24 protein-coding genes, 1 tRNA gene and 1 pseudogene are annotated in these 22,108 nt (G+C 69.7%); 8 read left to right on the top strand and 18 right to left on the bottom strand.

The window, feature by feature from the left end:
* Window positions 1-418: 418 nt before the first annotated feature.
* The 6 genes from thrB to OG624_RS27395 form a co-directional block, all read right to left on the bottom strand.
* Window positions 419-1,345, bottom strand: coding sequence for a homoserine kinase (gene thrB / locus OG624_RS27420; protein WP_030720932.1), 927 nt, complete (start codon window positions 1,343-1,345; stop codon window positions 419-421).
* 372 nt (window positions 1,346-1,717) lie between these two features.
* Entirely contained in the window at window positions 1,718-2,788 is a 1,071-nt protein-coding gene (gene thrC / locus OG624_RS27415) for a threonine synthase (RefSeq protein ID WP_033218819.1), read from the bottom strand.
* A gap of 6 nt (window positions 2,789-2,794) precedes the next feature.
* The gene (locus tag OG624_RS27410; protein ID WP_033218818.1) at window positions 2,795-4,087 is read right to left on the bottom strand and encodes a homoserine dehydrogenase; all 1,293 of its coding nucleotides are present in this window, start codon (window positions 4,085-4,087) and stop codon (window positions 2,795-2,797) included.
* A 124-nt stretch (window positions 4,088-4,211) separates the two neighbouring features.
* Window positions 4,212-5,603 carry a diaminopimelate decarboxylase gene (gene lysA, locus OG624_RS27405; RefSeq protein ID WP_033218817.1) on the bottom strand — a complete coding sequence of 464 codons (1,392 nt, stop codon included), beginning with the start codon at window positions 5,601-5,603 and terminating at the stop codon, window positions 4,212-4,214.
* 19 nt (window positions 5,604-5,622) lie between these two features.
* Complete coding sequence (nrtL, locus tag OG624_RS27400) at window positions 5,623-6,564, bottom strand: ArgS-related anticodon-binding protein NrtL (protein ID WP_033218816.1); 942 nt, start codon at window positions 6,562-6,564, stop codon at window positions 5,623-5,625.
* Window positions 6,565-6,652: 88 nt separating this feature from the next.
* Window positions 6,653-7,195, bottom strand: coding sequence for a response regulator (locus tag OG624_RS27395; protein WP_244290750.1), 543 nt, complete (start codon window positions 7,193-7,195; stop codon window positions 6,653-6,655).
* 49 nt (window positions 7,196-7,244) lie between these two features.
* Between OG624_RS27395 and OG624_RS27390 the strand changes: the two genes are divergently transcribed.
* Together OG624_RS27390 and OG624_RS27385 are read left to right on the top strand one after the other, a co-directional pair.
* A tRNA-Arg gene (locus OG624_RS27390) sits at window positions 7,245-7,316 on the top strand.
* Between the two features lie 239 nt (window positions 7,317-7,555).
* Window positions 7,556-8,185 carry a hypothetical protein gene (locus OG624_RS27385; protein WP_244290749.1) on the top strand — a complete coding sequence of 210 codons (630 nt, stop codon included), beginning with the start codon at window positions 7,556-7,558 and terminating at the stop codon, window positions 8,183-8,185.
* A 95-nt stretch (window positions 8,186-8,280) separates the two neighbouring features.
* Here the strand turns inward: OG624_RS27385 and OG624_RS27380 are convergent.
* From OG624_RS27380 to OG624_RS27370, 3 genes and pseudogenes are all read right to left on the bottom strand, one after another.
* A pseudogene (locus tag OG624_RS27380) lies at window positions 8,281-8,646 on the bottom strand (tyrosine-type recombinase/integrase); the annotation flags it as partial.
* Between the two features lie 57 nt (window positions 8,647-8,703).
* On the bottom strand, window positions 8,704-8,928 hold the full coding sequence (locus tag OG624_RS27375) for a hypothetical protein (RefSeq protein WP_033218812.1): 225 nt from the start codon (window positions 8,926-8,928) through the stop codon (window positions 8,704-8,706).
* Window positions 8,929-9,228: 300 nt separating this feature from the next.
* Window positions 9,229-9,507: a hypothetical protein gene (locus OG624_RS27370; RefSeq protein WP_033218810.1), complete on the bottom strand. Its 279-nt coding sequence runs from the start codon at window positions 9,505-9,507 to the stop codon at window positions 9,229-9,231.
* 79 nt (window positions 9,508-9,586) lie between these two features.
* Between OG624_RS27370 and OG624_RS27365 the strand changes: the two genes are divergently transcribed.
* Window positions 9,587-10,342 carry a GntR family transcriptional regulator gene (locus OG624_RS27365; RefSeq protein ID WP_033218808.1) on the top strand — a complete coding sequence of 252 codons (756 nt, stop codon included), beginning with the start codon at window positions 9,587-9,589 and terminating at the stop codon, window positions 10,340-10,342.
* 175 nt (window positions 10,343-10,517) lie between these two features.
* Here OG624_RS27365 and OG624_RS27360 read toward each other — a convergent pair whose 3' ends face one another.
* Window positions 10,518-10,985: a DUF4429 domain-containing protein gene (locus OG624_RS27360; protein ID WP_033218806.1), complete on the bottom strand. Its 468-nt coding sequence runs from the start codon at window positions 10,983-10,985 to the stop codon at window positions 10,518-10,520.
* Window positions 10,986-12,036: 1,051 nt separating this feature from the next.
* Between OG624_RS27360 and OG624_RS27355 the strand changes: the two genes are divergently transcribed.
* Both OG624_RS27355 and OG624_RS27350 read left to right on the top strand, forming a co-directional pair.
* Window positions 12,037-12,528 (top strand): hypothetical protein, encoded by a 492-nt coding sequence (locus tag OG624_RS27355; RefSeq protein ID WP_063734059.1) that lies wholly within the window; start codon window positions 12,037-12,039, stop codon window positions 12,526-12,528.
* Window positions 12,529-13,135: 607 nt separating this feature from the next.
* The gene (locus OG624_RS27350; RefSeq protein WP_033218805.1) at window positions 13,136-13,561 is read left to right on the top strand and encodes a hypothetical protein; all 426 of its coding nucleotides are present in this window, start codon (window positions 13,136-13,138) and stop codon (window positions 13,559-13,561) included.
* A 132-nt stretch (window positions 13,562-13,693) separates the two neighbouring features.
* Here the strand turns inward: OG624_RS27350 and OG624_RS27345 are convergent, their stop codons facing one another.
* The 4 genes from OG624_RS27345 to OG624_RS27330 all read right to left on the bottom strand — a co-directional run bounded on the left by OG624_RS27345 (window position 13,694) and on the right by OG624_RS27330 (window position 15,728).
* Window positions 13,694-13,840, bottom strand: a complete 147-nt coding sequence (locus OG624_RS27345; RefSeq protein ID WP_158711795.1) for a hypothetical protein — start codon at window positions 13,838-13,840, stop codon at window positions 13,694-13,696.
* 262 nt (window positions 13,841-14,102) lie between these two features.
* Complete coding sequence (locus tag OG624_RS27340; RefSeq protein ID WP_051763110.1) at window positions 14,103-14,309, bottom strand: hypothetical protein; 207 nt, start codon at window positions 14,307-14,309, stop codon at window positions 14,103-14,105.
* Window positions 14,310-14,574: 265 nt separating this feature from the next.
* Window positions 14,575-14,805, bottom strand: coding sequence for a restriction endonuclease fold toxin-2 domain-containing protein (locus OG624_RS27335; protein WP_244290748.1), 231 nt, complete (start codon window positions 14,803-14,805; stop codon window positions 14,575-14,577).
* Window positions 14,806-15,113: 308 nt separating this feature from the next.
* On the bottom strand, window positions 15,114-15,728 hold the full coding sequence (locus OG624_RS27330) for a hypothetical protein (protein ID WP_158711794.1): 615 nt from the start codon (window positions 15,726-15,728) through the stop codon (window positions 15,114-15,116).
* 468 nt (window positions 15,729-16,196) lie between these two features.
* Here OG624_RS27330 and OG624_RS27325 point away from each other — a divergent pair, with 468 nt between their 5' ends.
* Window positions 16,197-17,183 carry an XdhC family protein gene (locus OG624_RS27325; protein ID WP_033218802.1) on the top strand — a complete coding sequence of 329 codons (987 nt, stop codon included), beginning with the start codon at window positions 16,197-16,199 and terminating at the stop codon, window positions 17,181-17,183.
* A 9-nt stretch (window positions 17,184-17,192) separates the two neighbouring features.
* Here the strand turns inward: OG624_RS27325 and OG624_RS27320 are convergent, their stop codons facing one another.
* Complete coding sequence (locus OG624_RS27320; protein ID WP_033218800.1) at window positions 17,193-17,516, bottom strand: hypothetical protein; 324 nt, start codon at window positions 17,514-17,516, stop codon at window positions 17,193-17,195.
* Window positions 17,517-17,630: 114 nt separating this feature from the next.
* Here OG624_RS27320 and OG624_RS27315 point away from each other — a divergent pair, with 114 nt between their 5' ends.
* Complete coding sequence (locus tag OG624_RS27315) at window positions 17,631-18,026, top strand: DUF6479 family protein (RefSeq protein WP_051763109.1); 396 nt, start codon at window positions 17,631-17,633, stop codon at window positions 18,024-18,026.
* A 42-nt stretch (window positions 18,027-18,068) separates the two neighbouring features.
* Here OG624_RS27315 and OG624_RS27310 read toward each other — a convergent pair whose 3' ends face one another.
* Window positions 18,069-18,953 (bottom strand): ATP-dependent DNA ligase, encoded by an 885-nt coding sequence (locus OG624_RS27310; protein WP_033219098.1) that lies wholly within the window; start codon window positions 18,951-18,953, stop codon window positions 18,069-18,071.
* Entirely contained in the window at window positions 18,953-19,879 is a 927-nt protein-coding gene (gene ligD / locus OG624_RS27305) for a non-homologous end-joining DNA ligase (RefSeq protein ID WP_371639939.1), read from the bottom strand. The genes OG624_RS27310 and ligD overlap by 1 nt, the downstream gene beginning before the upstream one ends.
* A gap of 31 nt (window positions 19,880-19,910) precedes the next feature.
* On the opposite strand from ligD, the gene ku reads away from it, so the two are divergent.
* Window positions 19,911-21,068, top strand: coding sequence for a non-homologous end joining protein Ku (ku, locus tag OG624_RS27300; protein ID WP_371639938.1), 1,158 nt, complete (start codon window positions 19,911-19,913; stop codon window positions 21,066-21,068).
* A gap of 128 nt (window positions 21,069-21,196) precedes the next feature.
* On the opposite strand, the gene OG624_RS27295 is transcribed toward ku, so the two are convergent.
* Window positions 21,197-22,000: a nuclease-related domain-containing protein gene (locus OG624_RS27295; RefSeq protein WP_371639937.1), complete on the bottom strand. Its 804-nt coding sequence runs from the start codon at window positions 21,998-22,000 to the stop codon at window positions 21,197-21,199.
* Window positions 22,001-22,108: the final 108 nt, after the last annotated feature.

The raw sequence follows: 22,108 nt of genomic DNA, 5'->3' as shown, positions 1-22,108 counted from the left end.
TGGAGCGGACGTCGGCCTGTCTGGCTCGGCGACCGGTTGTGCTGTCCGACAACGGTCCTAGGTGTGGACCGTGCCGGGGCGGTGGTCCGCCGATAGAAATACGGCGGAAGAAACGTGCATGGCTGGTTCCGGCGAGAAGCCCCCGAGCTGAAAGCGTGGGAATGTCACGCCGATTCCGGAGCGTGCTCGAAACTGCTGGAAGTGATCAAAGCAGTCGGGGAGGCTCCCGGAAGAAATGTGGTCCCGGATGGGGACACTGAGCACCGAGCCATGACGGCTTCCGATGCGCACTTGAGACTAACACTACCGGATCCAATAGATATTCCCCCTCTCAATCACCGGCAATCGCGCCCTTCCGTGCGGGCGGCCTGCCCTGGCCGCCCGCCCCTGACCGGCTGTGCACTCCGGGAAAGCGGGTCTAGCCGCCCTGGGTGCCCAGCGGAAGTACGCTCGCGCCCGCGGCGTCGAGTGCGAGCCGGTTGGCCGCCCACCCCTCGCCCGCGAGCTGCGCGACCTTGTCGGCCGCGCCGTTGTCGACCAGCGCGAGGACCGTGGGGCCCGCACCGGAGATGACCGCGGGGATCCCGTCCGCCCGCAGCCTGTTGACGAGTGCCACGCTCTCGGGCATCGCCGGGGACCGGTACTCCTGGTGGAGCCGGTCTTCGGTGGCCGGCAGGAGGAGCTCGGGACGCCTGGTCAGGGCTTCCACGAGCAGGCCCGCGCGGCCCGCGTTGACGGCCGCGTCCACGTGCGGGACGGTGCGCGGCAGCAGGCCGCGGGCCGTCTCGGTGAGGACCGGCTTGGAAGGTACGAAGACCACCGGAACGATGGATTCGGCGGGCTCCATCCGGATCGCCTTGGCGCTGCCGCCGTCCATCCAGGCGAGGGTGAATCCGCCGAGCAGACAGGCGGCGACGTTGTCGGGGTGGCCCTCGATCTCGGTGGCGAGTTCGAGCAGCGCGGCGTCGTCGAGCTTGGTCTCGCCGCCTATCGTCACGGCGCGGGCGGCGACGATGCCGGCGCAGATGGCGGCGGAGGAGGAGCCGAGGCCACGGCCGTGCGGGATGCGGTTGGCGCAGACGACCTCGAGGCCGCGCGGCTGGCCGCCCAGCAGGTCGAAGGCGGTGCGCATGGAGCGTACGAGCAGGTGGCTCTCGTCCCGCGGGAGGGTGTCGGCGCCCTCACCCGCGATGTCGATGTTCAGGCCGGAGTCGGCCACCCGGACGACTACGTCGTCGTAGAGCCCCAGGGCCAGGCCCAAGGCGTCGAAGCCCGGGCCGAGGTTGGCACTGCTGGCGGGGACGCGCACCCGTACGGCGGCGGCGCGGAACGCTGGACCGGCCATCGTCCGATGACACTCCTTGTGACTGTGCGAGATCTTCGCTCTTCGCTGGCTCGCTGCGAATGTACTGGAGAACGTACGACACCCGAAGGCCCTCGGGGCAGCACCGCAGTCATATGCGCGGTGGCGGATGTAGGTACAGCGTATCGAAGGAAGGTTCTCTCGCGACATAGGGCGCACAGGAGGCGCACGATGCGTGTCGCGGACTTCGACCGACTTCGACCGACTTCGGCCACATTTTTGTTGTCGTACGGGGTGAGTTGCCGGGTTCCGGAGGAATCCCAGGAAGGCCTCGAACGGCCTTCGGGAGCCCTCCGGAACCCGGCTTCACACGGTGGTGCGGTACTGCGGTACGGCTGTGCTGCTGTGTCGCCGTCAGACGAGACCGAGGCGCACGGCGGCGGCTTCGGCGTCCACCGGAACGGTGACCGGCTGCGGAGCGCCGGCGATCGCCCAGTCGGGGTCCTTCAGGCCGTTGCCGGTGACGGTGCACACGATCTTCTGACCGGGGTCGACCAGGCCCAGCTCGGCGGCCTTGAGCAGACCGGCCACCGAGGCGGCCGAGGCGGGCTCGACGAAGACGCCCTCCTGGGAGGCCAACAGCCGGTACGCGGCCAGGATCTGGCGGTCCGTCACCTCGTCGATGAAGCCGCCCGACTCGTCCCGCGCGGCCAGCGCGTAGTCCCAGGAGGCCGGGTTGCCGATCCGGATCGCGGTGGCGATGGTGTGCGGCTCCTTGACGATCTCGCCGCGCACGATGGGCGCGGAGCCGGAGGCCTGGAAACCCCACACGCGGGGCGTACGGGTGGACAGGCCGTCGGCCTTGTACTCCTTGAAGCCCTTCCAGTACGCGGTGATGTTGCCGGCGTTGCCGACGGGCAGCACGTGGATGTCGGGGGCGTCACCGAGCGCGTCGACGATCTCGAACGCGGCCGTCTTCTGGCCCTCGATACGCACCGGGTTGACCGAATTGACCAGCGCGACCGGGTAGTTGTCGGAGAGCGCGCGGGCCAGGTTCAGGCAGTCGTCGAAGTTGCCGTCCACCTGCAGGATCTTGGCGCCGTGCACCAGGGCCTGGCCCATCTTGCCGAGCGCGATCTTTCCGCGGGGCACGAGCACCGCGCAGACCATCCCGGCGCGCACCGCGTACGCGGCGGCGGAGGCGGAAGTGTTGCCGGTGGAGGCGCAGATGACCGCCTTCGCACCCTCTTCCTTGGCCCTGGTGATCGCCATGGTCATGCCGCGGTCCTTGAAGGACCCGGTGGGGTTCGCCCCCTCGACCTTCAGGTGCACCTCGCAACCGGTGCGCTCGGAGAGCACCTGGGCGGGGACGAGGGGAGTGCCACCCTCGCGGAGCGTCACCACGGGAGTCGTGTCCGTCACCGGCAGGCGGTCCCGGTACTCCTCGATGATGCCGCGCCACTGGTGGGTGCGATTGCTGCTCATGGGTCCTTACTCCCCTTCAACACGCATGATGCTGGCGACACCGCGGACGGTGTCCAGCTTCCGCAGCGCCTCGACGGTCCCGGAGAGGGCGGCGTCGGGTGCGCGGTGAGTGACGACGACGAGGGAGGCCTCGCCGTCCTTGCCCTGCTGCCGCACCGTGTCGATCGACACGCCGTGCTCCGCGAAGGTCGTCGCCACCTGGGCGAGGACGCCCGGCTTGTCCGCCACATCGAGGCTGATGTGGTAGCGGGTGACGACATCCCCCATGGGGCTGACCGGCAGCTGGGTGTACGCCGACTCGCCGGGCCCCGTTGCCTCGGCGAGCTTGTTGCGGGCGACGGCGACGAGGTCGCCGAGGACCGCGGACGCGGTGGGCGCACCGCCCGCGCCGGGCCCGTAGAACATGAGCCGCCCGGCGGCCTCCGCCTCGACGAAGACGGCGTTGTACGCCTCGCGGACGGAGGCGAGCGGGTGGCTGAGCGGGATCATCGCCGGGTGGACGCGAGCGGTGACGGACCGGCCGTCGGCGGCACGCTCCAGGATGGCGAGGAGCTTGATGGTGCATCCCATCCGCTTCGCGGAGGCGAAGTCGGCCGCGCTGACCTCGGTCATGCCCTCGCGGTACACGTCGTCCAGGCGGACGCGGGTGTGGAAGGCGATGCCGGCCAGGATCGCGGCCTTGGCGGCGGCGTCGTAGCCCTCGACGTCGGCGGTCGGGTCGGCCTCGGCGTACCCGAGGGCCGTGGCCTCGTCGAGCGCCTCCTGGTACCCGGCGCCGGTGGAGTCCATCTTGTCGAGGATGAAGTTCGTCGTGCCGTTGACGATGCCCATCACACGGTTGATCTTGTCGCCCGCGAGGGACTCGCGCATCGGGCGGACCAGCGGGATGGCGCCGGCGACGGCGGCCTCGTAGTAGAGGTCCAGACCGTGCTGCTCCGCCGCGGCGTGCAGTGCGGCACCGTCCTGGGCGAGCAGCGCCTTGTTCGCGGAGACCACGGAGATGCCGTGCTCGAAGGCGGTGGTGATGAGGGCGCGGGCGGGCTCGATGCCGCCGATGACCTCGATGGCGATGTCGATGTCACCGCGTTTGAGCAGGGCGGTCGCATCGGTGGTGATCAGCGCCGGGTCGATGCCCTCGCGGACCTTGGAAGGGCGGCGCACGGCCACGCCGGCGAGCTCCACGGGCGCGCCGATCCTCTGCGTGAGGTCGTCGGCGTGCGTCGTCATGATGCGAGCCACCTCTGAGCCGACCACTCCACAGCCCAGCAGCGCCACCTTCAGCGGACGCGTACGCATCATTCGACCTACGCCTTTCGATCTTCCATCAGTCCCCGTGCGGGCGGTTTGCCCGCCGGGTGGAACAAGTCTCACTCAATGGACAGCAGTTTCCATCCTCGGTCCATTGAGTGAGACACCTATTTCATCATCCGAGGTCGAGACGCAGGAGATCTTCCTCCGTCTCGCGGCGGACGATCACTCGGGCCTGTCCGTCACGCACGGCGACGACGGGCGGGCGCAGCGCGTGGTTGTAGTTGCTGGCCATGGAGCGGCAGTACGCACCGGTCGCCGGTACGGCCAGCAGGTCGCCGGGAGCGAGGTCGGCGGGCAGGAACGCGTCCTTGACGACGATGTCGCCGCTCTCGCAGTGCTTGCCGACCACGCGTACGAGCATGGGCTCGGTGGTGGAGGTACGGGAGACGAGCGAGATGGAGTACTCGGCGTCGTACAGCGCGGTGCGGATGTTGTCGGACATCCCGCCGTCGACGCTGACGTAGGTCCGCAGGCCCTCCAGCGGCTTGATCGTCCCCACCTCGTACAGCGTGAACGCGGTCGGGCCGACGATGGCCCGGCCGGGCTCCACGGAGATCCGGGGGGCGCGCAGCCCGGCGCTCTCGCACTCCCGGGCCACGATCTCGTGCAGGGCCTTGGCGATCTCGTGGGGCTCGCGCGGGTCGTCGTTCGAGGTGTACGCGATGCCGAGGCCACCGCCGAGGTCGATCTCGGGCAGCTCGACGCCGTGCTCGTCGCGTACGTCGGCCAGCAGCCGCACGACGCGCTTGGCGGAGACCTCGAAGCCGGCCATGTCGAAGATCTGCGAACCGATGTGGGAGTGGACGCCGAGCAGCTCCAGCGAGTCGTGCCCGAGCGCCCGGCGGACGGCCTCGGCGGCGGACCCGTCGGCCACGGCGATGCCGAACTTCTGGTCCTCGTGCGCGGTGGCGATGAACTCGTGGGTGTGCGCCTCGACGCCGACCGTCACGCGGATCTGGACGGGCTGGCGTACGCCCAGCTCACGGGCGATGTGCGCGACGCGGGCGATCTCCTGGAAGGAGTCGAGCACGATGCGCCCGACCCCGGCCTCGACGGCCCGGCGGATCTCGCCCTCGGACTTGTTGTTGCCGTGGAAGGCGATCCGCGCGGCGGGCATCCCGGCGGCGAGGGCGGTGCTGAGCTCTCCACCGGAACACACGTCGACGTTCAGCCCTTCCTCCTTCAGCCACTTCACGACGGCCTTGGAGAGGAACGCCTTGCCGGCGTAGAAGACGTCGGCGTCGGGGCCGAAGGCGTGCGCCCAGGCCCGGCACCGGGACCGGAAGTCCTCCTCGTCGAGGAAGTAGGCGGGGGTGCCGAACTCCTCGGCGAGCCGGGTGACTTCGATGCCGCCGACGGCGACGACCCCGTCGGCGTTCCGCTCGACGGTCCGGGCCCAGACCTTCTCGTCGAGCGCGTTCAGGTCGGCGGGCGGCGGGGAGTAGTGCCCCTCGGGCAGGACGTCGGCGTGGCGGGGCCCGGCGGGGTGCGCGGAACGGCTCATCGGTATCTCTCTTCGCGAATCACAGGCGTGTCGGTGCGTCTATGCCGAGCAGGGCCAGGCCGCCGGCCAGCACCGTCCCGACGGCTTCGGCAAGAGCCAGCCGGGCACGGTGGGCGGCCGAGGGTTTCTCGTCGCCCTGGGGCAGGACGCGGTACTGGAAGTCGAGCAGCGCGTCGGCCAGCTCGACGAGGTGCCGGGCGAGCCGCTCGGGCGCGCGGTGGTGCGCGGCGGCTTCGAGGACGAGGGGGTGATCGGCGAGGACGCGCAGCAGGGCGGGCGCGTCCTCGTCGTCACCGATCTCGGGGCGGAAGCCGAGCTGCTCGGCGTTGCGTACGAGGGCGTGGGCGCGGGCGTGGGCGTACCGCACCCGGAAGAGCTCGTTGCCCTCCCCTTGTACGAGCAGCGTGTCGGAGAACTCGGGGGTCTCGCGCGCGGGGGTGGTGAGCACGGCCCAGGCGACGGCGTCGACCCCGTACCGCGCGAGCACGTCACCGTCGCGGCGGGCGACGGGCGCGATCGGGAACTCCGGCCCGGGTCCGACCCCCTGTGCGGCCTCGATCCGCGCGACGGCGGCCCGTACGAACCGCTCGCGCGGCTCGCGCGGCTCGCCGGACGGCGGATCCGGGACCTCGACCACCGCCAACGGGCGCACGTCACGCACCAGCCGGGCGGCGGAAACGGAGGTCAGCGAGAAATTCAGGAACCCGGCTCCGGTGATCTCGACCCGCTCGATCCCGGCGACCCCGCCCAACCGGCGGGCCAGCACCTCGGCGACCTGGGCCGGTCGCAGGCCGGCACCCTTCGCGATCTGGAAGGCGACGGGGGTGGCGTACTCCCCGACCCCACCGGGCCTGGTCCGCTCGACCACCACCCGCGCGGGCACGGTCCCGCCCAGCTCACCGTCCTCGACGGCGTGGCGCACGGCGCTCACGACGCAACGGGAGAGGTCGGCGGGGGTCACGGGACCCAGCCTAGGGGAGACGCACCGTCATCAGTCGAAGGGTTTCGCCATGTGAACAGAGCGCCGGACAACGGGACCCGACGTCGGGCTACTGAAGGGGACTCCCCCTCCCCCGCCCGGCGGGGGTGCCTTTCCTCCCGTCGCGCAGATCCTTGCGCTCGATCAGCCGGCGCACGACCCGTACCAGCTCGGTGGGCTCGAACGGCTTCGCGAGGAAGGCGTCCACCCCGGCCACGATCCCGGCCTCCACCTCCTGCTGCGTGCAGGCGCTGACGATGGCGACGGGCACGTCCCGGGTCCGCGGATCGGCACGCAACTGCGCGGCGGCCCCGAACCCGTCGAGCCGCGGCATGACCACATCAAGGGTGATGGCGTCGGGACACACCCGATGCACGATGTCGAGACACTCGGCACCATCGTTCGCGGTCACGACCTCGAAGCCCTCCAGCTCGAGATTGACCTTGATCAGATGCCGGATGACCTTGTTGTCGTCGACAACAAGCACCCGGCCCGAGACGCCTGGCACAACTCGAGAGTAGGTCCGCCCGGGCCCCCGCGTCCGGGTTTTCGCCACTTCCACCCCCTGCGGGCGAACCACCCCCTCCTCCCCCGCAAACCCGTTCCTGATCACCCCACCGAAGCTGGTAGTGTTCAACCCGTCGCCGCAACACCGACGACGCGCCCCCGTAGCTCAGGGGATAGAGCAACGGCCTCCGGAGCCGTGTGCGCAGGTTCGAATCCTGCCGGGGGCACTTCGCAGGAAGTGCCCAAAGACCCCGCCATCAGCGCTTTAGCTGAGACGGGGTCTTCGCGTATGCGCAGCCAACTGCCGTGCTGTGCACCCGTATGTCAGACCCTGTGGACTATTCGTGGACAGGATCCCGAGGCATTTCCGCAGGTGACGATGCTCCTCATGGGCGAGCAACACTGGTCTTCATTCTCGCGTCCTGGTCTTGGAAGATGTACCGGACGACTTGGGGGATCTGTGGATGTGAACACGCTGGCCGTCGCTCTCATCAGCACCGGAGGAGTGCTGGGCGGCACTCTGGGCGGGGCAATGCTCAGCCAGCGCGCCGGCCGAGCCCAGGCTGCGGAACTGAACCAGCGTGCCGACCGTGAACGAGAAGAAGGGCGCGTTGAGCAAGCGCTGCTGGCCAAGCGCGACCTGTACGCCCAACTGAACACTGCAGCGCGTGCCTACCGGGTTGCCGCCAGGGATGCTGTCGAAGCTGCAGCACGTGGTGAGAGCACCGACCCTCTGCTCCTGGACGCTGCCAAGGAAGCGTGGGCCGAACAGTACTCCCAAGCTCAGATGGCACTGGCGAATGATGTCTTGCAGATAGCCTCAGCTCTCAACAGATCGCTCGGAGTCGGATACTCGGCCGTCAAACAGCTGCCGAGGAGTCCCCGGCCCGACGAGGCATATCAGCGGGCCAAGACATGGTTCAGCGGCCCGCTGTCCGATGGCGTGTATCTCCTGCGCATCATGCTGCGACATGACCTTGGCATCGAGGTCGATCCTCACTTCGAGCAGACCCGGGTACAGATGCTCGCTGCGCTCAACAGCGCGCGTGACAGCCTTGCGCACGCACTCGCCACGGAGCGATCCCAGGCCACCTGATGAGCTAGCCGGAAGAACAAAGTGGACCTACCAATACCGGAATGCGTCTGGGCCCCCGGACAGGACGCCAGGGGCCCAGACACCGCAACGTGGTCCTACTCGTACTCACGCAGCAGGTCCTCGATACGCCGGTTGGCGACCTCTTGCCGTCCGTCGAGGCACTTCGCGTAGCGGGTCAGCAGGACTTCGACACTGTTCCCGGCGCGCTCAGCGACCTCGGTGGGGTCGACACCTGCGTTGAGCCACGTGGAGAGCGCCGAGTGCCGGAGGTCGTAGGGCCGACTTGCCAGAGGTGACGCAGCGGCGGCCGGCGGCAGGGCCATGAGCCTCGCCTCCTGCCACGCCCGGTAGTAGGTGGAGGAGGACACCACTCCCCCTGCCTCGCTGCAGAACAGCCTGCCGTCCTCAGCGGTCCCGAAGGTGTCGAGGTGCTCTCGAAGGATCACCACGAGCTGCGGAGGGCGATCTGCTGGCGCAGATCCTCGGCGATGGTGTGGCGGAGGGAAGGCACGTCCGGGTCACCACTTCCTCGTCAGCCGAAGTGCAACGAGTCGGCTCCGGGCATGCATCGTCAGCACTTCGCCCGTATCGAAGAACAGCCTCTTCGCGCCGGCGGGCAACTGCACGAGGTCGGTGACGCGGCACGGCTGGCCGCCGATCTGGACGATGTCCCCACGCTGCACGCTGGCCGATGTGATCTCGATGTTGGCAGCGAGGGCACCGCTGGGAGCCCAGCCGCTCACCGGTTCACCTGCCGCCGCTCGGTCGGCCCCGTGGTGTGGCACGGGCAGTCGCAGGGCTCGTAGATCACGGGGACACCGACAGGTGACGTGGCCGGCGTCGAATGGGCGCACTCGGGGTGCGTGCCGATCGCGCACGAGGTCGACCGGTAGGTCGAGGCCGGAGCATGCCTTGCCGCAGACTGCTGGCTAGGAAGCATCGGCCGACCTCCTCCGACGAGGGGTAGGTGCAGGCGTGGGGTGGTTCCGCCCACTGGTGGGGGCGGCAGCGGGGCTCATACGGTGGAACACGCTGATCAGCTCCTAACGCTGATGGCCAGGTCCCCGGACGTCGCCCGTCGCGGGGACCGCTTTGCGTACGGCGGCCCAGAGGGTGCGGCCGGTCAGACTGCTGGCGAGAAGCCCGAACCGGTCGGCCTCCGCCAGCACTTCCAGAACCTCCCGCCACGATTCGGCGGGGAGGGCGTCCGGTACCTCCGCTTCGATCGACGCGTATGTGGCGTGCAGCTCCACTCGCGTGGTCAAGCCGAGGGCTGATAGACGGGCGGCGAGGTCCTCTGCCCTTGCTTCCAAAGCGGGCACAGGAAGGCCTCCGTCGCCGATCCAACACGTTGAGTGAAGCTAGTTAACTAGATTAGAGCTAGTGGACTAGATTTTCCATATGCCTGAGCAGCCGCCCTATCTCCGCGTCGCCGATGTCCTGCGGCAGCGGATCACTGAGCACGAGTGGACGCCCGGCGACCGGCTCCCATCTCGCTCGCGGATCGCCGAAGAGTGCGGCGTCGGCGAGAACGTGGTGCGCAGGGCGCAGGAGCTCCTGATCTCGCAAGGTGTGCTGGAAGGCCGGGCGGGTTCGGGCACCTACGTAGCCGAGCCCCGTCGGCGTGTACGTGTGGTCCGGTCTTCGGCCCGTGAGCAGCCCGGCGGCTCACCGTTCCGTTCGGACATGCAGGCCCTGGGCAAGCAAGGGCACTGGGAGAGCCGGACCGAGGCGAAGGTGCCCGCACCGGCCGAGATCGCCGCGCGGCTCGGTATCGCCGAAGGCGACCTGTGTGTACGGACCGTCTACGAGTTCCTCGCCGACGGAAGGCCCGTCCAGCTGTCGACGAGTTGGGAGCCGTACGAACTCACCGGCGGCACGCTCATTGTGCTTCCGGAGGGTGGGCCGCATGCCGGCATCGGCGTGGTGAACCGCATGGCGGAGATCGGCGTCACGGTCAGCCATGCCGTCGAGCAGCCTGAGCCGCGGAACGCGACCGCCGAAGAAGCGTCGCTCCTCGGGATTCAGAAGGCTTCCATCGTGACCCACATCCGGCGGACGTACTACAGCGACCAGGGGCAGCCCGTGGAGACAGCGAACATCGTCATTCCCGCCGCGCTGTGCGAAATCGTCTACGAGATCCCCGTCAATCACTAGCAAGGCTCAGCGACACCCCTGTGGCCTGCACACCACGGGCAGCTGCGCTGCGGGCTGCCCTACTTGTTCACCAAGGGCTCGCTAGGCGCCTCCGGCTCACGTTCTGTTATCACTGCGAGCCCGAGCGGCCATGGCAGCCGCAGAGCAGCTGCTGCGGTATCAGGGACGTCGGCTTCTACTGGCTGAGGAGGCGGGCCTTTTGCTGGTCGAACTCCCCCTGAGTAAGCAGTCCCTGCTCGACCAGACTCCGCAGCTTCAGCAGCTCATCTGCGACCGACACAGGAGCGTTCTGCGCCATGCCCTGGGGCGCGTGCTGGGCAGCGATCGCCTGATCGAGCACCGCGCGAAGCCTCTCGAACTCCGGCTGCTGCTGCTTCGTGAAGATGACGCTGTTCTCGTCCTTGCCAGCGTCGAGCGTGCGGGCACCCTTCAGAGCCTGCCGATCGGCCCCGCCGATGGAGAACTGGATGAAGCCGTTCACCAGAGCGCCAGCAGGCTTCCACTGCACCGCGCTGATCTGGGAGACATGCAGTCTCTTCTCCCCCTTGCCGTGCGTAGCACGTGCGAGGAAGCCCTTCCGGGTGATCGTGATGTACTGGCCGTCGAACACGATCTGTCCGCCGTAGCCTGACACTTCAGTCATGGCTGCCGCCCCCTTCAAACGTCGGGTCGCCATCATCCGGTACTGCGGGACCTGCGCGGAGGAAAATCACAAAGACGGCCCCGAGGACATCCCGCTCCGCCAATACCTCCATCTCGGAGACTTCGAGGCAGTGAAGCGAGATGATCACCCTCAATAGGAGAGTGGCTGAGGGGGACCATGCAGATCCGCACCATCACCGTCGGGGTGTGCTTACTCATTTGCCTCACCGCCTGCTCGGAGTCTGCGAACTCCACCGACGGAGCCAGCCGCGCTACCCCGACGCCCAAGGTTGAGACACCGTCCCCAGCGAGACCCACACCGGTCGCCCCACTTCAAATCGGCCAGGAAGTCACGTGGGGAGGGAGCGTACAAGACCCGGCGAGCGGCACAACCGGCGTCCTGGCCTACCAGCAGCCCGTCAAAGGCGTCATGCCACCCGGGGAAGGTCTCGGTGTCGTCGACGGCGTGTGGGCAGCCGTCGAGGTCAGGGTGTGCAACAAGCAGGGATCCGACATCAGCAGTGATCAGCAACCCTGGTCGCTAGCCTTTGCCGACGGGACACGGACGCAGACAACCGGATTGAACGGAGGGGACTTGCCCAAGCCCGAGTATCCGACGGTCCCCACCGTGGTCAAAGCCGGCGACTGCCTACGTGGGAAGATTCCGTTTCCTGTGCCGAAGGACCAGCGACCCACAAAGATCGTCTATCAACCGGCGAGCTCCCTGACGTCCACCGAGTGGGCTGTTCCAGCACCATAGGGCGTCCAGCGGCAGCTTGGCCTGAGTGTCTACCTGACTGACGACAGGGGCGGACAGCGCCGGACGGCTGCGGGCTGTCGGCGCAGGTCAGCTGCGTGGCGCCCTTGATCGGCCCACTACCAAGGTAGGTCTTGCCCCACGTCGGGCGGCCAGAGCACCCAGCGCAGGCGTCTTCCTGAACCGTGGTGGGGTCGTGGGGGGCTCTCGTTGGTGACCAATGTGGTTCTCCGCGCAGTCCCAGAACCTTCCAGGCGCCGAGGTCCCTGCTGGCGAGGTAGGGAACGCTGGGGGCATGACGACCGAGGCGAACAAGGACGCGGCACGGCTCTTAGCTGGGCAGGCACACGACGTGGGACGGGCAGACCTACAAGAGCCGGCGCGTGGGCTGCTTCAGCGACTTAGCCGTGGGCTGCTGGGGTGGCGGGAGGAGCCGCACCACGCGGAGCTGGACACCCCGTGGCAGGACGCTCCCTCACCCCTGCGCAGCGGGTGGCGGGAGCGGGCAGCGAACCTGAACGGCGAGGACGTTTTCAGCGTCGACTACTGGGTCTGCTCGGAGTGCCGATTGGCTTGGGTGGAGGAGCCTTACACCACACCGGAGTATCAGGGCTGTGGCTTGGCTTCGGCCGGTCTCGCCGCGTTGCGGGACGAGTTCGGCAACGTGTCATGGCACACGCTTGGCGGCCACCTGAGAGACGCGAAGGCGTTCTGGATCGCCGTAGGCTCCGGCGTAGCGGGCGGGTATCAGAAGCGTGAGTTGTGTCCGCACGTTGATCTGGGCTGAAGTCGGGGTCTAAAAGGATTGCGGCCTATTCGCGGACGTACTACAGGCCTCAGGCGAACTCCGACCGCTTGACCTGCTGAGACGCAGCGGGCTCACGGGGCCTCCGGAGCCGTATGCGCAGGTTCGAATCCTGCCGGGGGCACTTCGCAGGAAGTGCCCAAAGACCCCGCCATCAGCGGCAACGCTGAAGCCGGGGTCTTCGCGTATGCGCAGCCAACTGCCGCTCTGTGCACCCGTATGACGTATTCTGCGGCCTATTCGTGGTCCAGCCAACTGCCACAGCGGTGCAGGTCAGGCCCGACATATCGCAAGACCCCCGAGGTCGCCGCGCGCTCACTCGTACTCGCGGAGCAGTTCCTCGATGCGGCGGGTTGCCGATCTCCTGCCGGCTGTCGAGCCACGTGCAGAGAGCCGAGTGCCGGACGTCGTGCGGACGCCGTGGCAGCGGTGAAGCCACCGAGGCCGGTCACTGCGAGGCTCGGTGGTAGGTGGACGCCCGCATGGCAGCGAACGGGCGCGGGGCGAGGAGCCGCGACGGCGAGCAGCTGGTCCCGGCACGCTGATCACGCCGGGCACGCGTGGGGCCATCGTGGGTTACGGTCCTGCCATGGTGGACCGCTTTCCTGAGATCGCCTCCGTCGAGGAGTTCATACGCCTGCGCCGGAGTGAGGACCCTGCGGAGTGCGACCGCTCGGCGTGGGCAGCGATGCCACTGACGGTGTGGTGGCAGCTGGTCCGCGAGCATCCGGAGATGCGGTTCTGGGCAGCCCATAACCGCACCTGCCCGCCGGAGATCCTGGCTGAGCTGATCAAGGACGGGGACTGGCGGGTTCGGGATCGCGTTCTGGGTAAGGGTTCCTGCGCTCCTGAACTCCTGGAGCAGTTGGCGGACGATCCTCACGACGCAGTCCGTAACACCGTGGCCACCCATCCGCGTTCGCCACGGACTGCTGTCGCGCGGCTCGTCGATGACCCCTGGCCGGTAATCGCTGAAGCGGCGCGCGTCCGCCTGGCCAACTGGCCCACCCAGTAACCCACCAACGCTGCGGCTCGGGTTTGTCATGCATTGGTTTCGCGTGAAGAACGTGTCGATCTTCCACGCCTCCGCGTCCAACCATCCTGTCCTCGGGACGCCATTCCAACGCCGGTGGCAATGCCGACCTGATCAGTTGCCCTTTCCTGTCCTCTTGATCCGTTGGACGGAGACGGCAGTGAGTTCCTTGTGCGGCATTGTCCAGGCCCGGGGGTCCACCTGGTCTCCGCCCTTGGGCGCCCCCGCGTCGGGGTGGCCCGACTCGATCGCGTAGTCCACGACCGTATTGAAGCCGCGGTAGCGCCGCTCGCGGGTTTCCCGCGCCTGTACCGGCCCTCCCGGAGCACCCGCGGATCCGCTGGGTTCGGGAGAGGTCGAGTGGTGCGAGCCGGTCTCGTCGTGGCTCTCCGCTGTTCGCGTGGGACGGGACCGCCCACCTGTCCTCGTGGCTGCTTTGAGCTCGGCGACGGGGCGCTGCCCTGGGCGCCCACCCTGTACGTTCTCGCGCACCGCGGCGAGGTTTGTGGCGCCTACGGCGGACTCAGTCCAGGTCGAGAGTCTCAAGGTGGGCGAGGAAGGTCGCGACGAGCCGAGGGCGCGTGACATCGGGTAGCAGGGAGTCCGGGATCTGTCCTTCGATCCCCCAGTCGGTGTTGAAGGTGATGGCATTGTCCTGTGGTACCACTGCGTCCCGGAGCCAGACGGCGAAGTTCGCGGCCGCGTGGGCGGTGCAGTCCCTGATGGCCACCCCTCGGGCGTCAGCGCTGCGAAGCCTTCCAGTACCTCGTCGTCGAACGTGATCCCGAAGTGCAACGAGGCTCTACGGACCGGCCCCGTGCGGCCTTCGACGAGCCGAAGGAACTCGTCCGGGTTTCGTGCGAGCAGGTGAGATCGGAATTCCTCGAACGTAAGCCCCCAGCTTTCCCCGTCGGCGGGGCTGAAGACGTACATGGTCCGGAGCTGGGCAAGGTCGGACGGGTCCAATTACTCTCTCCTGTGACGTGGGGTACGGATCAGGGAACGTGACGGGCATAGCCTTTGACACCGTAGGCGGCCATCATCACGCGCCAGTAGGCGACGGAGTCGCTGTTGTTGGTGGCGACTTCGACTCCACGCATCTCCGTGTTGCGGGGGTCTCGGAGAGCCGCCGCATACTTGGTCAGCTCCGCGCGGTCCCCGATGTACAGAAAGTCCTTCTGCCGGTCTGATGATTTGCGCGGAGCTCCTCCAACGACCGATAGCACGGCTTGTTAGATTTGTTGACGTAGTTCGCCTCGACTGAGCACGCCGTGATCGCTCGCTTACGGCTGGGCGGTGACGGCTTCGGTGAATCCGACCAGCGGTCACGGGTGTTCGACGCCGAGCGGGCCTTGCAGGCGGCCGTCTCCGCCGCCGGTGTCGGCGAGTTCGATGGAGCCGGGGCTGCGTGCGCTTCCATTTCGGCCGGCGCATGTCGTGCTCCGGTAAGGGGAGCCGGCTGACGGCGTGATGAGTGAGCGGATCGGTCTTTGAGCCGGCACTCCGCGTCGGCCCTCTGAAGTGGCGTCCGCGCTCAGTTCGGCGGCTTCGGGAGCGGGGCGTCGCTGCCGGCCCAGAGGTAGATGCGAGTGGTGCCGGGCTGGAACTCGTGCGCGTGGATCTTCGCGCACAGCCGGAGGGCTTCACTCTCGGGTGACTTCGCCTCACGAGGGCAGACGCTGGTGACGCGCATGCCCTCCGTGAAGGTCTCGGGCTCGGGCAGACCGAAGTGGCCGAAGCCGTCGCTGCGGGTGTAGCCCTGCTTCTCCGGGTGTCGGTTGCGGGCCATCTGGGCGCCCTCTCGCAGGAGCGGCTGCAAGAACCGGTCCGCCTCAGCGGTCGAGACCGTGAAAGCGAGCAGCGCGACGTCGTACTGGACGTTGGTGTGGAGCCCGGCCCGCCGGTCGGTGGCCGTCTCCGGTACCTGGAAGCCCATCGTGTTCGCCGTCCACTCGGGCGTGACGTCCTGCTCCCAGCAGCAATTCTTCTGGCTCTCGGTGGGGTTGTGCAGCCAGTACATGACCATCAGGAGCGTGCCGAGGACGCCGAGAACGCACAGGCCCGAGAAGACCGCGGCGCCCACGGCGAGCCTTCGCCGCCAGGACCCCTTTCGCGCCCCGGCCCCGGCCGGAACCTCAGAGTGACTCATCGGTCGACTTCCCCTCCGCCGTCCCGGGCGTGGCGACCGGGATCGCTGCGTTCGCCGGCGCGCCCGGGATCGTCAGGGACGGGCACTGCCGCTCCGCTGCCCAGTTCGTAGTGCTGCACCGAACTGCTGCCCGATGCGGACGCCCTTGCCCTCGTCCCGGTTGTACCGGTCCCAGACGTTGACCTGGTAGCCAGGCCGACCACCGGTTTGCCGTCCGCGCCCGGCACTGCGGTCCGTGGCGTACGAATCAGGATGGATCACTCTAACAACACGTGGGTGAACGGCTGTTCGACATGACAGGTTCCTCGTTGGGTTCCGGTGGTCCGTACGAGGGAGGTGGGGTGGGGTCTGTGGGATTTGGGGGGTGGGGCCGGGTGCGCCGCGTGGCTACGTTGGAGGTGAGGCCGCACGGTGCCGCTGGGCCGGTGCTCTGGGGCGTGCTCTGGCGATCGGGAAAGGGCGGCGCGGATGCGTGAGCTGGTGGAGACGGCGCGGCGGTGGGCGGCCGAGGGGCGGGCCGGGTTTCTGGCCCGGCCCGTGACCGAGCAGGGGTTCGGGCCGCGGGATCCGGCCGGGGCCGTGCTCATCGACCCGCAGGGGGAGTGTGTCGGCACGCTCTACCGCGGGGTCTTCGACGCCGAGCTCGCCGCCGAGGTCGCGGCCCTGCCGCCCGGGGTCACGGCGCGGGTGTGCGAGGTGTCCGTGCGGGCGGCCGAGGCCGTGGCCGCGAGGCTGACCTGCGGCGGGCAGGCCGAGGTGCTGCTGCAGCCCCTCGCCGCGATCCCGGCCGCGTGGTGGGAGCTGCTGGGCGACGGGGTCGGGGTGGCGTTGGTGACCCGGCTGAACGAGGCCGCCGACCAGGCCACCAGTGAGGTGGTACGGGCCACGGACGCGCCCGGTGACGATGCCGGGCGGCGGGCGGGCGAACTGCTGGCGACCCGGCGGGCCGGGCGGGACGCGCTGTACGCGGAGTCGGGGCTGGTGCTGGTCGAGGCGTTCCCGTCGGCCCCGTACGTGGTCATCGGCGGCGGCGGCGAGCTGGCCGAGATCATCGAGCGGCAGTCGCTGCTGCTGGGCTGGGAGGCCGTACTGGTCACGGGACCGGAGGAGGCCGGCAAGGTGCTGGAGGCGCGCCGGGACGCCGCGTGCCTGGTCATGCTGAGCCATGAGGAGTCGTTCGACGTGCCGACGCTGCGGGTGGCGCTGACCCAGGAGGTGCCGTACGTCGGCGCGCTGGGCTCCCGCAAGACCACGGCCCGGCGGCGGGAGGGGCTGCTCGCGGCCGGGGTCACCGAGGCCCAACTGGCGCGGGTGCACGGCCCGATCGGCCTGGACCTGGGCGCCCGTACCCCGGCGGAGACCGCGCTGGCGATCTGCGCGGAGATCCTGGGGGCGCTCGGGGAACGCAAGGCCGCCGGCGCCCTGCGGGACGCCGACGGGCCCATCAACGCCTAGCCGGGACCGTCACTCCCCCAGGGCGCGCTTGAGCTGCGTCTTGTTCATGTCCGAGCGGCCGTGGATGTTGCGGCGCCGGGCTTCGGCGTAGAGCTGTTCGTACGTGGGGCCCTGCGCGCCCGAGTGGGAGTGCAGGCCCCCGCGCCGGGACGAGGAGATGTCCTCCAGTGACTCCTTGCTCGCCGTCCGGGATTCGCCGGCCCGGGCCCGTTCCTTGTTCACGGTCCGGGCGGCGATCTCCTTCGCCTTCTTCTCCGGCTCGCCGCGCTCCTCCAGGCCTTCCTTGATGTGTTCGTACTGTCGCTCGCGCTTCGGGGACGATCCGCGGGGCATGGTCGGCCTCCTTCTCGTTCGGCGGGTACGCGCACCAGGCGTGTACCCCGGATGGCCCAAGGCATCCAGGCCATAGCGGAGCATTTCGGACCTGCGTGCGGGAACATGGTCCGTATGGACACGACCCTGAGCGTGGACGCGACCCTCGCCGACATCGCCTGGTTCCTGGTCGTCGGCATCCTCGTCGCCGGCTTCCTGCTGGGCGGCTTCCTGCTGGGCAAGAGAGTGCGGAACCACGAGCCACCCCCGCCCACCGCCGAGAGCCAGCCCCACCTGCCGGAGGGCGGGGCGGTCTACGAGGTCCGCGAGGAGCGGGACCAGGTGGAGATCCCCGAGGGGGGTCTACGGCCGCACGAGATGCAGGGCTACGGGAACTTCGGCTCCACCACCTCCGCCCATCCGGACGAGGTCCGGGCGGAACGGGAGTCCGGATACAAGCTGCCGGAGGGCCCGGGACCGCATCCACAGCCGGGGTCTCCGCCGGACGCCGGACGCGGCGCACACGCCTGACGCACCACTTCGACGGCCTCTGACCCGCGCCTCCCGCGCGGGTCAGAGGTCCGTCCGTAGCCGGAGCACCTCCGGCGGCGGATGCCGGGCCGAGGTGTGCCGGACCTCCGCCGTGAGCGGTGGGTCGAGCGCACGGAAGGGAACCTCCCCGAGCCCGATCGCCGTGACCGTGGCCAAGGAGGGCGAGGCCGCGCCGCGCTCGGCCACCTCGGCCGCCACCTCCGCCCGCAGGGCCGCGCTCAGCGGGCTCGACACCAGCGGGGTCTCGTCGCCGACCGGCAGGACGAGCACCAGGGCGAGCGGCCGGCGCGGGGTGCCGGTGTAGCCGACCACCGCCGCGTCGCGGACGTCGGTGTGCCGGAGCTTCTGCCAGCCGCGCCGCCCGGCCGGGTAGGCCTGGTCCAGCCGTTTCACGACGAGGCCCTCGATGCCGCTGGCGGGCAGGGTCTCGTACCAGGTGGCGGCCAGTTCCGGATCGGTGGTCATCGGCACCGGCTGCAGCGGCGGACCCAGGGGCAGCAGCAGGTCGACGAGGAGGGCCCGGCGGCGCTCGTAGGGGCGGCCGCGCAGGTCCAGTCCGGCCAGTTCCAGCACGTCGAAGGCGGCGTAGGAGGCGGGCAGGCGCTGCGCGAGGACGGCGGCCCGGGCGGCGGTGGCCGCCGCCCGCCGCTGCACCAGGGCGAAGTCCGTACGCCCGGCGTGCCAGACGACCACCTCGCCGTCGAGGACCGTGTCGGCGGGCAACAGCAGCGCGGCGGCGGCCAGGTCGGGGAAGGCGCTGGTCACGATCCGGCCGGAGCGCGCCTGGAGCGTCACGTCGGTCGCCGAGCGCAGCACGACGAGCCGGTGGCCGTCGAACTTCGGCTCGTACGCCAGTCCCGCCCCGCGCGGCAGGGTACGTACGGCGGCGGCCAGCGCGACGCGGATCACGGCCGGGCCCCGCTCCGGCTCCCGGTCCCGCCCCTTGTCCCGGGCAGCGGGCGGGCGTGCTCGGGGTCGGTCAGCGGGGCGAAGAGGTCCCCGTCGCGGGCGAGCCGCGGTGCGATGTCGTCGGCGAGGAAGACCAGGGCGGAGGCGCTGCGGCAGGATTCGACCTCCGCCCAGGAGACGGGCGCGGACACGGTCGGCCGGGCCCGCGCGCGCAGGGTGTAGGGGGCGGCGGTGGTCTTGGCGGCGGCGTTCTGGCTGTGGTCGACGAAGACCTTGCCGGGGCGCAGCGCCTTGGCCATGCGGTGCACGATCAGCTCGGGAAGCGCGCGTTCGGCCTCCTGGGCGAGCTGCTTCGCGTACGCGGACACCCGCTCGGAGGGGACCGGCTCCAGCGGTACGGCCAGGTGCATGCCCTTGGAGCCGGAGGTCTTGGCGTAGGCGTGCAGGCCGTCGGCGGCGAGCCGCTCGCGCAGCCAGAGCGCGGCGGCGCAGCACTCGACGACGGTGGCGGGCGGGCCGGGGTCGAGGTCGAGGACCATCCGGTCGGCGAGGGCGGGGTGGCCCGCCGTCCACTGGGGGGTGTGGAACTCCACGACGAGGTTGGCGGACCACATGAGGGTGGCCAGGTCGGCGACGACCACCTGGGCGGCGGAGAGGTCCTCGGAGCGGGGCACGGGGGTGGTCCTCACCCAGTCGGGTGTGCCGGGCGGCGGGTTCTTGGTGAAGAACAGCTGGCCGTCGGGACCGTCGGGGTAGCGCAGGAAGGACACCGGTCGGTCGTGGATGTGGGCGAGCAGCGGGCCCGCGACGGTGGCGTAGTAGTGCAACACCTCGCCCTTGGTGAAGCCGGTCTCCGGGTAGAGGACCTTGTCGAGATTGCTGAGCGCGATGCGACGGCCCTCCACCAATGTGATCGGCGTCATACGATGAGACTGCCACGAAACAGGAGGAACCGTGCGATCCATTTGGAACGGGGCGATCTCCTTCGGCCTGGTCAGCATCCCGATCAAGCTCGTGAACGCCACCGAGAGCCACTCGATCTCCTTCCGCCAGATCCATGTCAATGACGGCGGGCGCGTCCGGTACCGCAAGGTGTGCGAGCTGGACGGGGAGGAGGTGCCGAGCGCGGAGATCGGCAAGGGGTACGAGGAGGCCGACGGGTCGATCGTCCCGATCACGGACGAGGACCTGGCGCAGCTGCCCCTGGCGACCGCGAAGACGATCGAGATCATGTCGTTCGTGCCGGCGGAGGAGATCGATCCGCTGCAGATGGACGCGGCGTACTACCTCGCGGCGAACGGGGCGACGGCGGCGAAGCCGTACACGTTGCTCCGGGAGGCGCTCAAGCGGAGCCGGAAGGTCGCGATCGCCAAGTACGCGCTGCGGGGGCGGGAGCGGCTGGGCATGTTGCGGGTCGTGGACGACGTGATCGCGATGCACGGGCTGTTGTGGCCGGACGAGATCCGGGCGCCGGAGGGAGTGGCACCGGACGCCGACGTGACCGTACGGGATGCCGAACTCGACCTGGCGGACGCGCTGATGGCGACGCTGGGGGAGGTGGAGATGGCTTCGCTGCACGACGACTACCGGGAGGCCGTGGAGGCGCTCATCGTGGCGAAGTCGGGTGGGGCGTTCGAGCCGACGGAGGCCGTGGTGGAGCCGGCCGGCGGGCAGGTGATCGACCTGATGGCGGCGTTGGAGAGGAGTGTGCGGGCCGCGAAGGCTTCCCGGGGGGAGGCCGACGGGGAGAGGGAGGGCGAGGCAGGGGGCGAGGGCGAGGGCGAGGGAGCGGCGGAGGCCGAGGTCACGCCGATTCGGCGGAAGGCCCGGGCGGGGGCGGGGACTCGTGCGGGTACGGGCGCTGCGGCGCCGAAGGCGGTCGGCGGGAAGAAGTCGACGGCGGCCTCGGCCAAGAAGACGGCGGCCTCGGCCGCGACGAAGAAGAAGACGACCACGGCCGGTGGCAAGTCGGCGACGGGCAAGTCGACTTCGCGTACGGCCAAGACCACGGCGAAGAGTACGGCCAAGACCGCCGCGGCGAAGAAGACCGGTTCCGGTGCGGCGGCGTCAGCGAAGAAGACGGCTGCACCGCGGAAGCGGACCTCCGCCTGAGCGGAGGGGGCGGTGCCAGGCCGGGCCGGAGCCGGGCGGTGCCTGCGGCGCTTTCCCCTACCCGCCCCTTCCCGAAACCGGGGCTCCGCCCCGGACCCCGTGCCTCAAACGCCGGCGAGGCTGGAATCTCAGGTGGGGGGCAGCCAGGTGGTGGTGTCTCGGGCTCGGGCGAAGAGGGCTTCGATCTCCGGGGGTTTCAGGGTTGTCGGGGACGCCGTGAGGGTCGGGGTCGCCGTCGGGGTTTGGAGGATGCGGATATCGCGGACCGTGGGGGCCGTCTCGACCCGCGCGGCGTCGACCACCGCCAGCGCCGGGGTGACCTCGGCGGCCAGGGCGGCCGTGGCGAAGGCCGCCGCGCGGCGGATCCAGCGGGGGTCCGGGCGGGGTTCCGTGCGGCCCACCGTGAGCAGGAGGTCACCGACCACCGCGCGCTGACGGCGGCCCGGGATCGTACGCACGCAGAAGACCCCCGCCGGGCCGATGAGCAGGTGGTCGATGCGGCCCAGGCCCGGCAACGGGACGCAGTGCAAGGCCCGCCAGCCGTCCGCTTCCAGGGCGTCCAAGGAGTCGCCCATCCGCTGCTGCGCGGTCAGGTCCTGGCGCAGCCGGTGCCGGGCCCTGGTGCCCGCCGAGCCGTGTTCCAGTTCGCCGAGCAAGGTCTCGCCGGGGCAGTTGGGGGCCAGGTCCGCGTCCGGCGGCAGTGCGAGACGGCGCAGGTCGGAGGCGGTGGGTACCGGGGGCGGGCCGATGGCGACCGTCCCGCTCAGGTAGGGGCGGAGCACCGCCAGGATCGCCTCACGGTGGTCGTCCGCCAGGACGCTGATCCGGTTGGCCTGTCGGTCGTACCAGCCCACCGCCTGCCCGTCGGGCAGGTTGACGTACAGCCGGCCGCGGCCGGGCCGGCCGCTCGGCAGTACCTTGAGTCCGCGCATCGCCCTCACCCCCGCCGTCCATGGGAGCAGCCGGGACGCCGCAGGGCAATCCCTCGGATGTGTAACGACTCCGACGGAGGGTTGCGACTCCGCTGTTACACGAACGGG

This window comes from Streptomyces virginiae (genome assembly GCF_041432505.1).
In the GTDB taxonomy this organism is placed as follows: domain Bacteria; phylum Actinomycetota; class Actinomycetes; order Streptomycetales; family Streptomycetaceae; genus Streptomyces; species Streptomyces virginiae_A.
This window is presented reverse-complemented; position numbering and strand designations above follow the sequence as displayed.

Excerpts from the sequence above, each read along its gene's own strand:
- OG624_RS27330 (WP_158711794.1), bottom strand. The coding sequence starts at position 15,728 with ATGAGTCACTCTGAGGTTCCGGCCGGGGCCGGGGCGCGAAAGGGGTCC.
- OG624_RS27410 (WP_033218818.1), bottom strand. The coding sequence starts at position 4,087 with ATGATGCGTACGCGTCCGCTGAAGGTGGCGCTGCTGGGCTGTGGAGTG.
- OG624_RS27295 (WP_371639937.1), bottom strand. The coding sequence starts at position 22,000 with ATGCGCGGACTCAAGGTACTGCCGAGCGGCCGGCCCGGCCGCGGCCGG.
- thrB (WP_030720932.1), bottom strand. The coding sequence starts at position 1,345 with ATGGCCGGTCCAGCGTTCCGCGCCGCCGCCGTACGGGTGCGCGTCCCC.
- lysA (WP_033218817.1), bottom strand. The coding sequence starts at position 5,603 with ATGAGCCGTTCCGCGCACCCCGCCGGGCCCCGCCACGCCGACGTCCTG.
- thrC (WP_033218819.1), bottom strand. The coding sequence starts at position 2,788 with ATGAGCAGCAATCGCACCCACCAGTGGCGCGGCATCATCGAGGAGTAC.
- OG624_RS27315 (WP_051763109.1), top strand. The coding sequence starts at position 17,631 with ATGGACACGACCCTGAGCGTGGACGCGACCCTCGCCGACATCGCCTGG.
- OG624_RS27360 (WP_033218806.1), bottom strand. The coding sequence starts at position 10,985 with ATGACTGAAGTGTCAGGCTACGGCGGACAGATCGTGTTCGACGGCCAG.
- OG624_RS27325 (WP_033218802.1), top strand. The coding sequence starts at position 16,197 with ATGCGTGAGCTGGTGGAGACGGCGCGGCGGTGGGCGGCCGAGGGGCGG.
- ligD (WP_371639939.1), bottom strand. The coding sequence starts at position 19,879 with ATGACGCCGATCACATTGGTGGAGGGCCGTCGCATCGCGCTCAGCAAT.
- OG624_RS27355 (WP_063734059.1), top strand. The coding sequence starts at position 12,037 with ATGACGACCGAGGCGAACAAGGACGCGGCACGGCTCTTAGCTGGGCAG.
- OG624_RS27350 (WP_033218805.1), top strand. The coding sequence starts at position 13,136 with ATGGTGGACCGCTTTCCTGAGATCGCCTCCGTCGAGGAGTTCATACGC.
- OG624_RS27320 (WP_033218800.1), bottom strand. The coding sequence starts at position 17,516 with ATGCCCCGCGGATCGTCCCCGAAGCGCGAGCGACAGTACGAACACATC.
- OG624_RS27365 (WP_033218808.1), top strand. The coding sequence starts at position 9,587 with ATGCCTGAGCAGCCGCCCTATCTCCGCGTCGCCGATGTCCTGCGGCAG.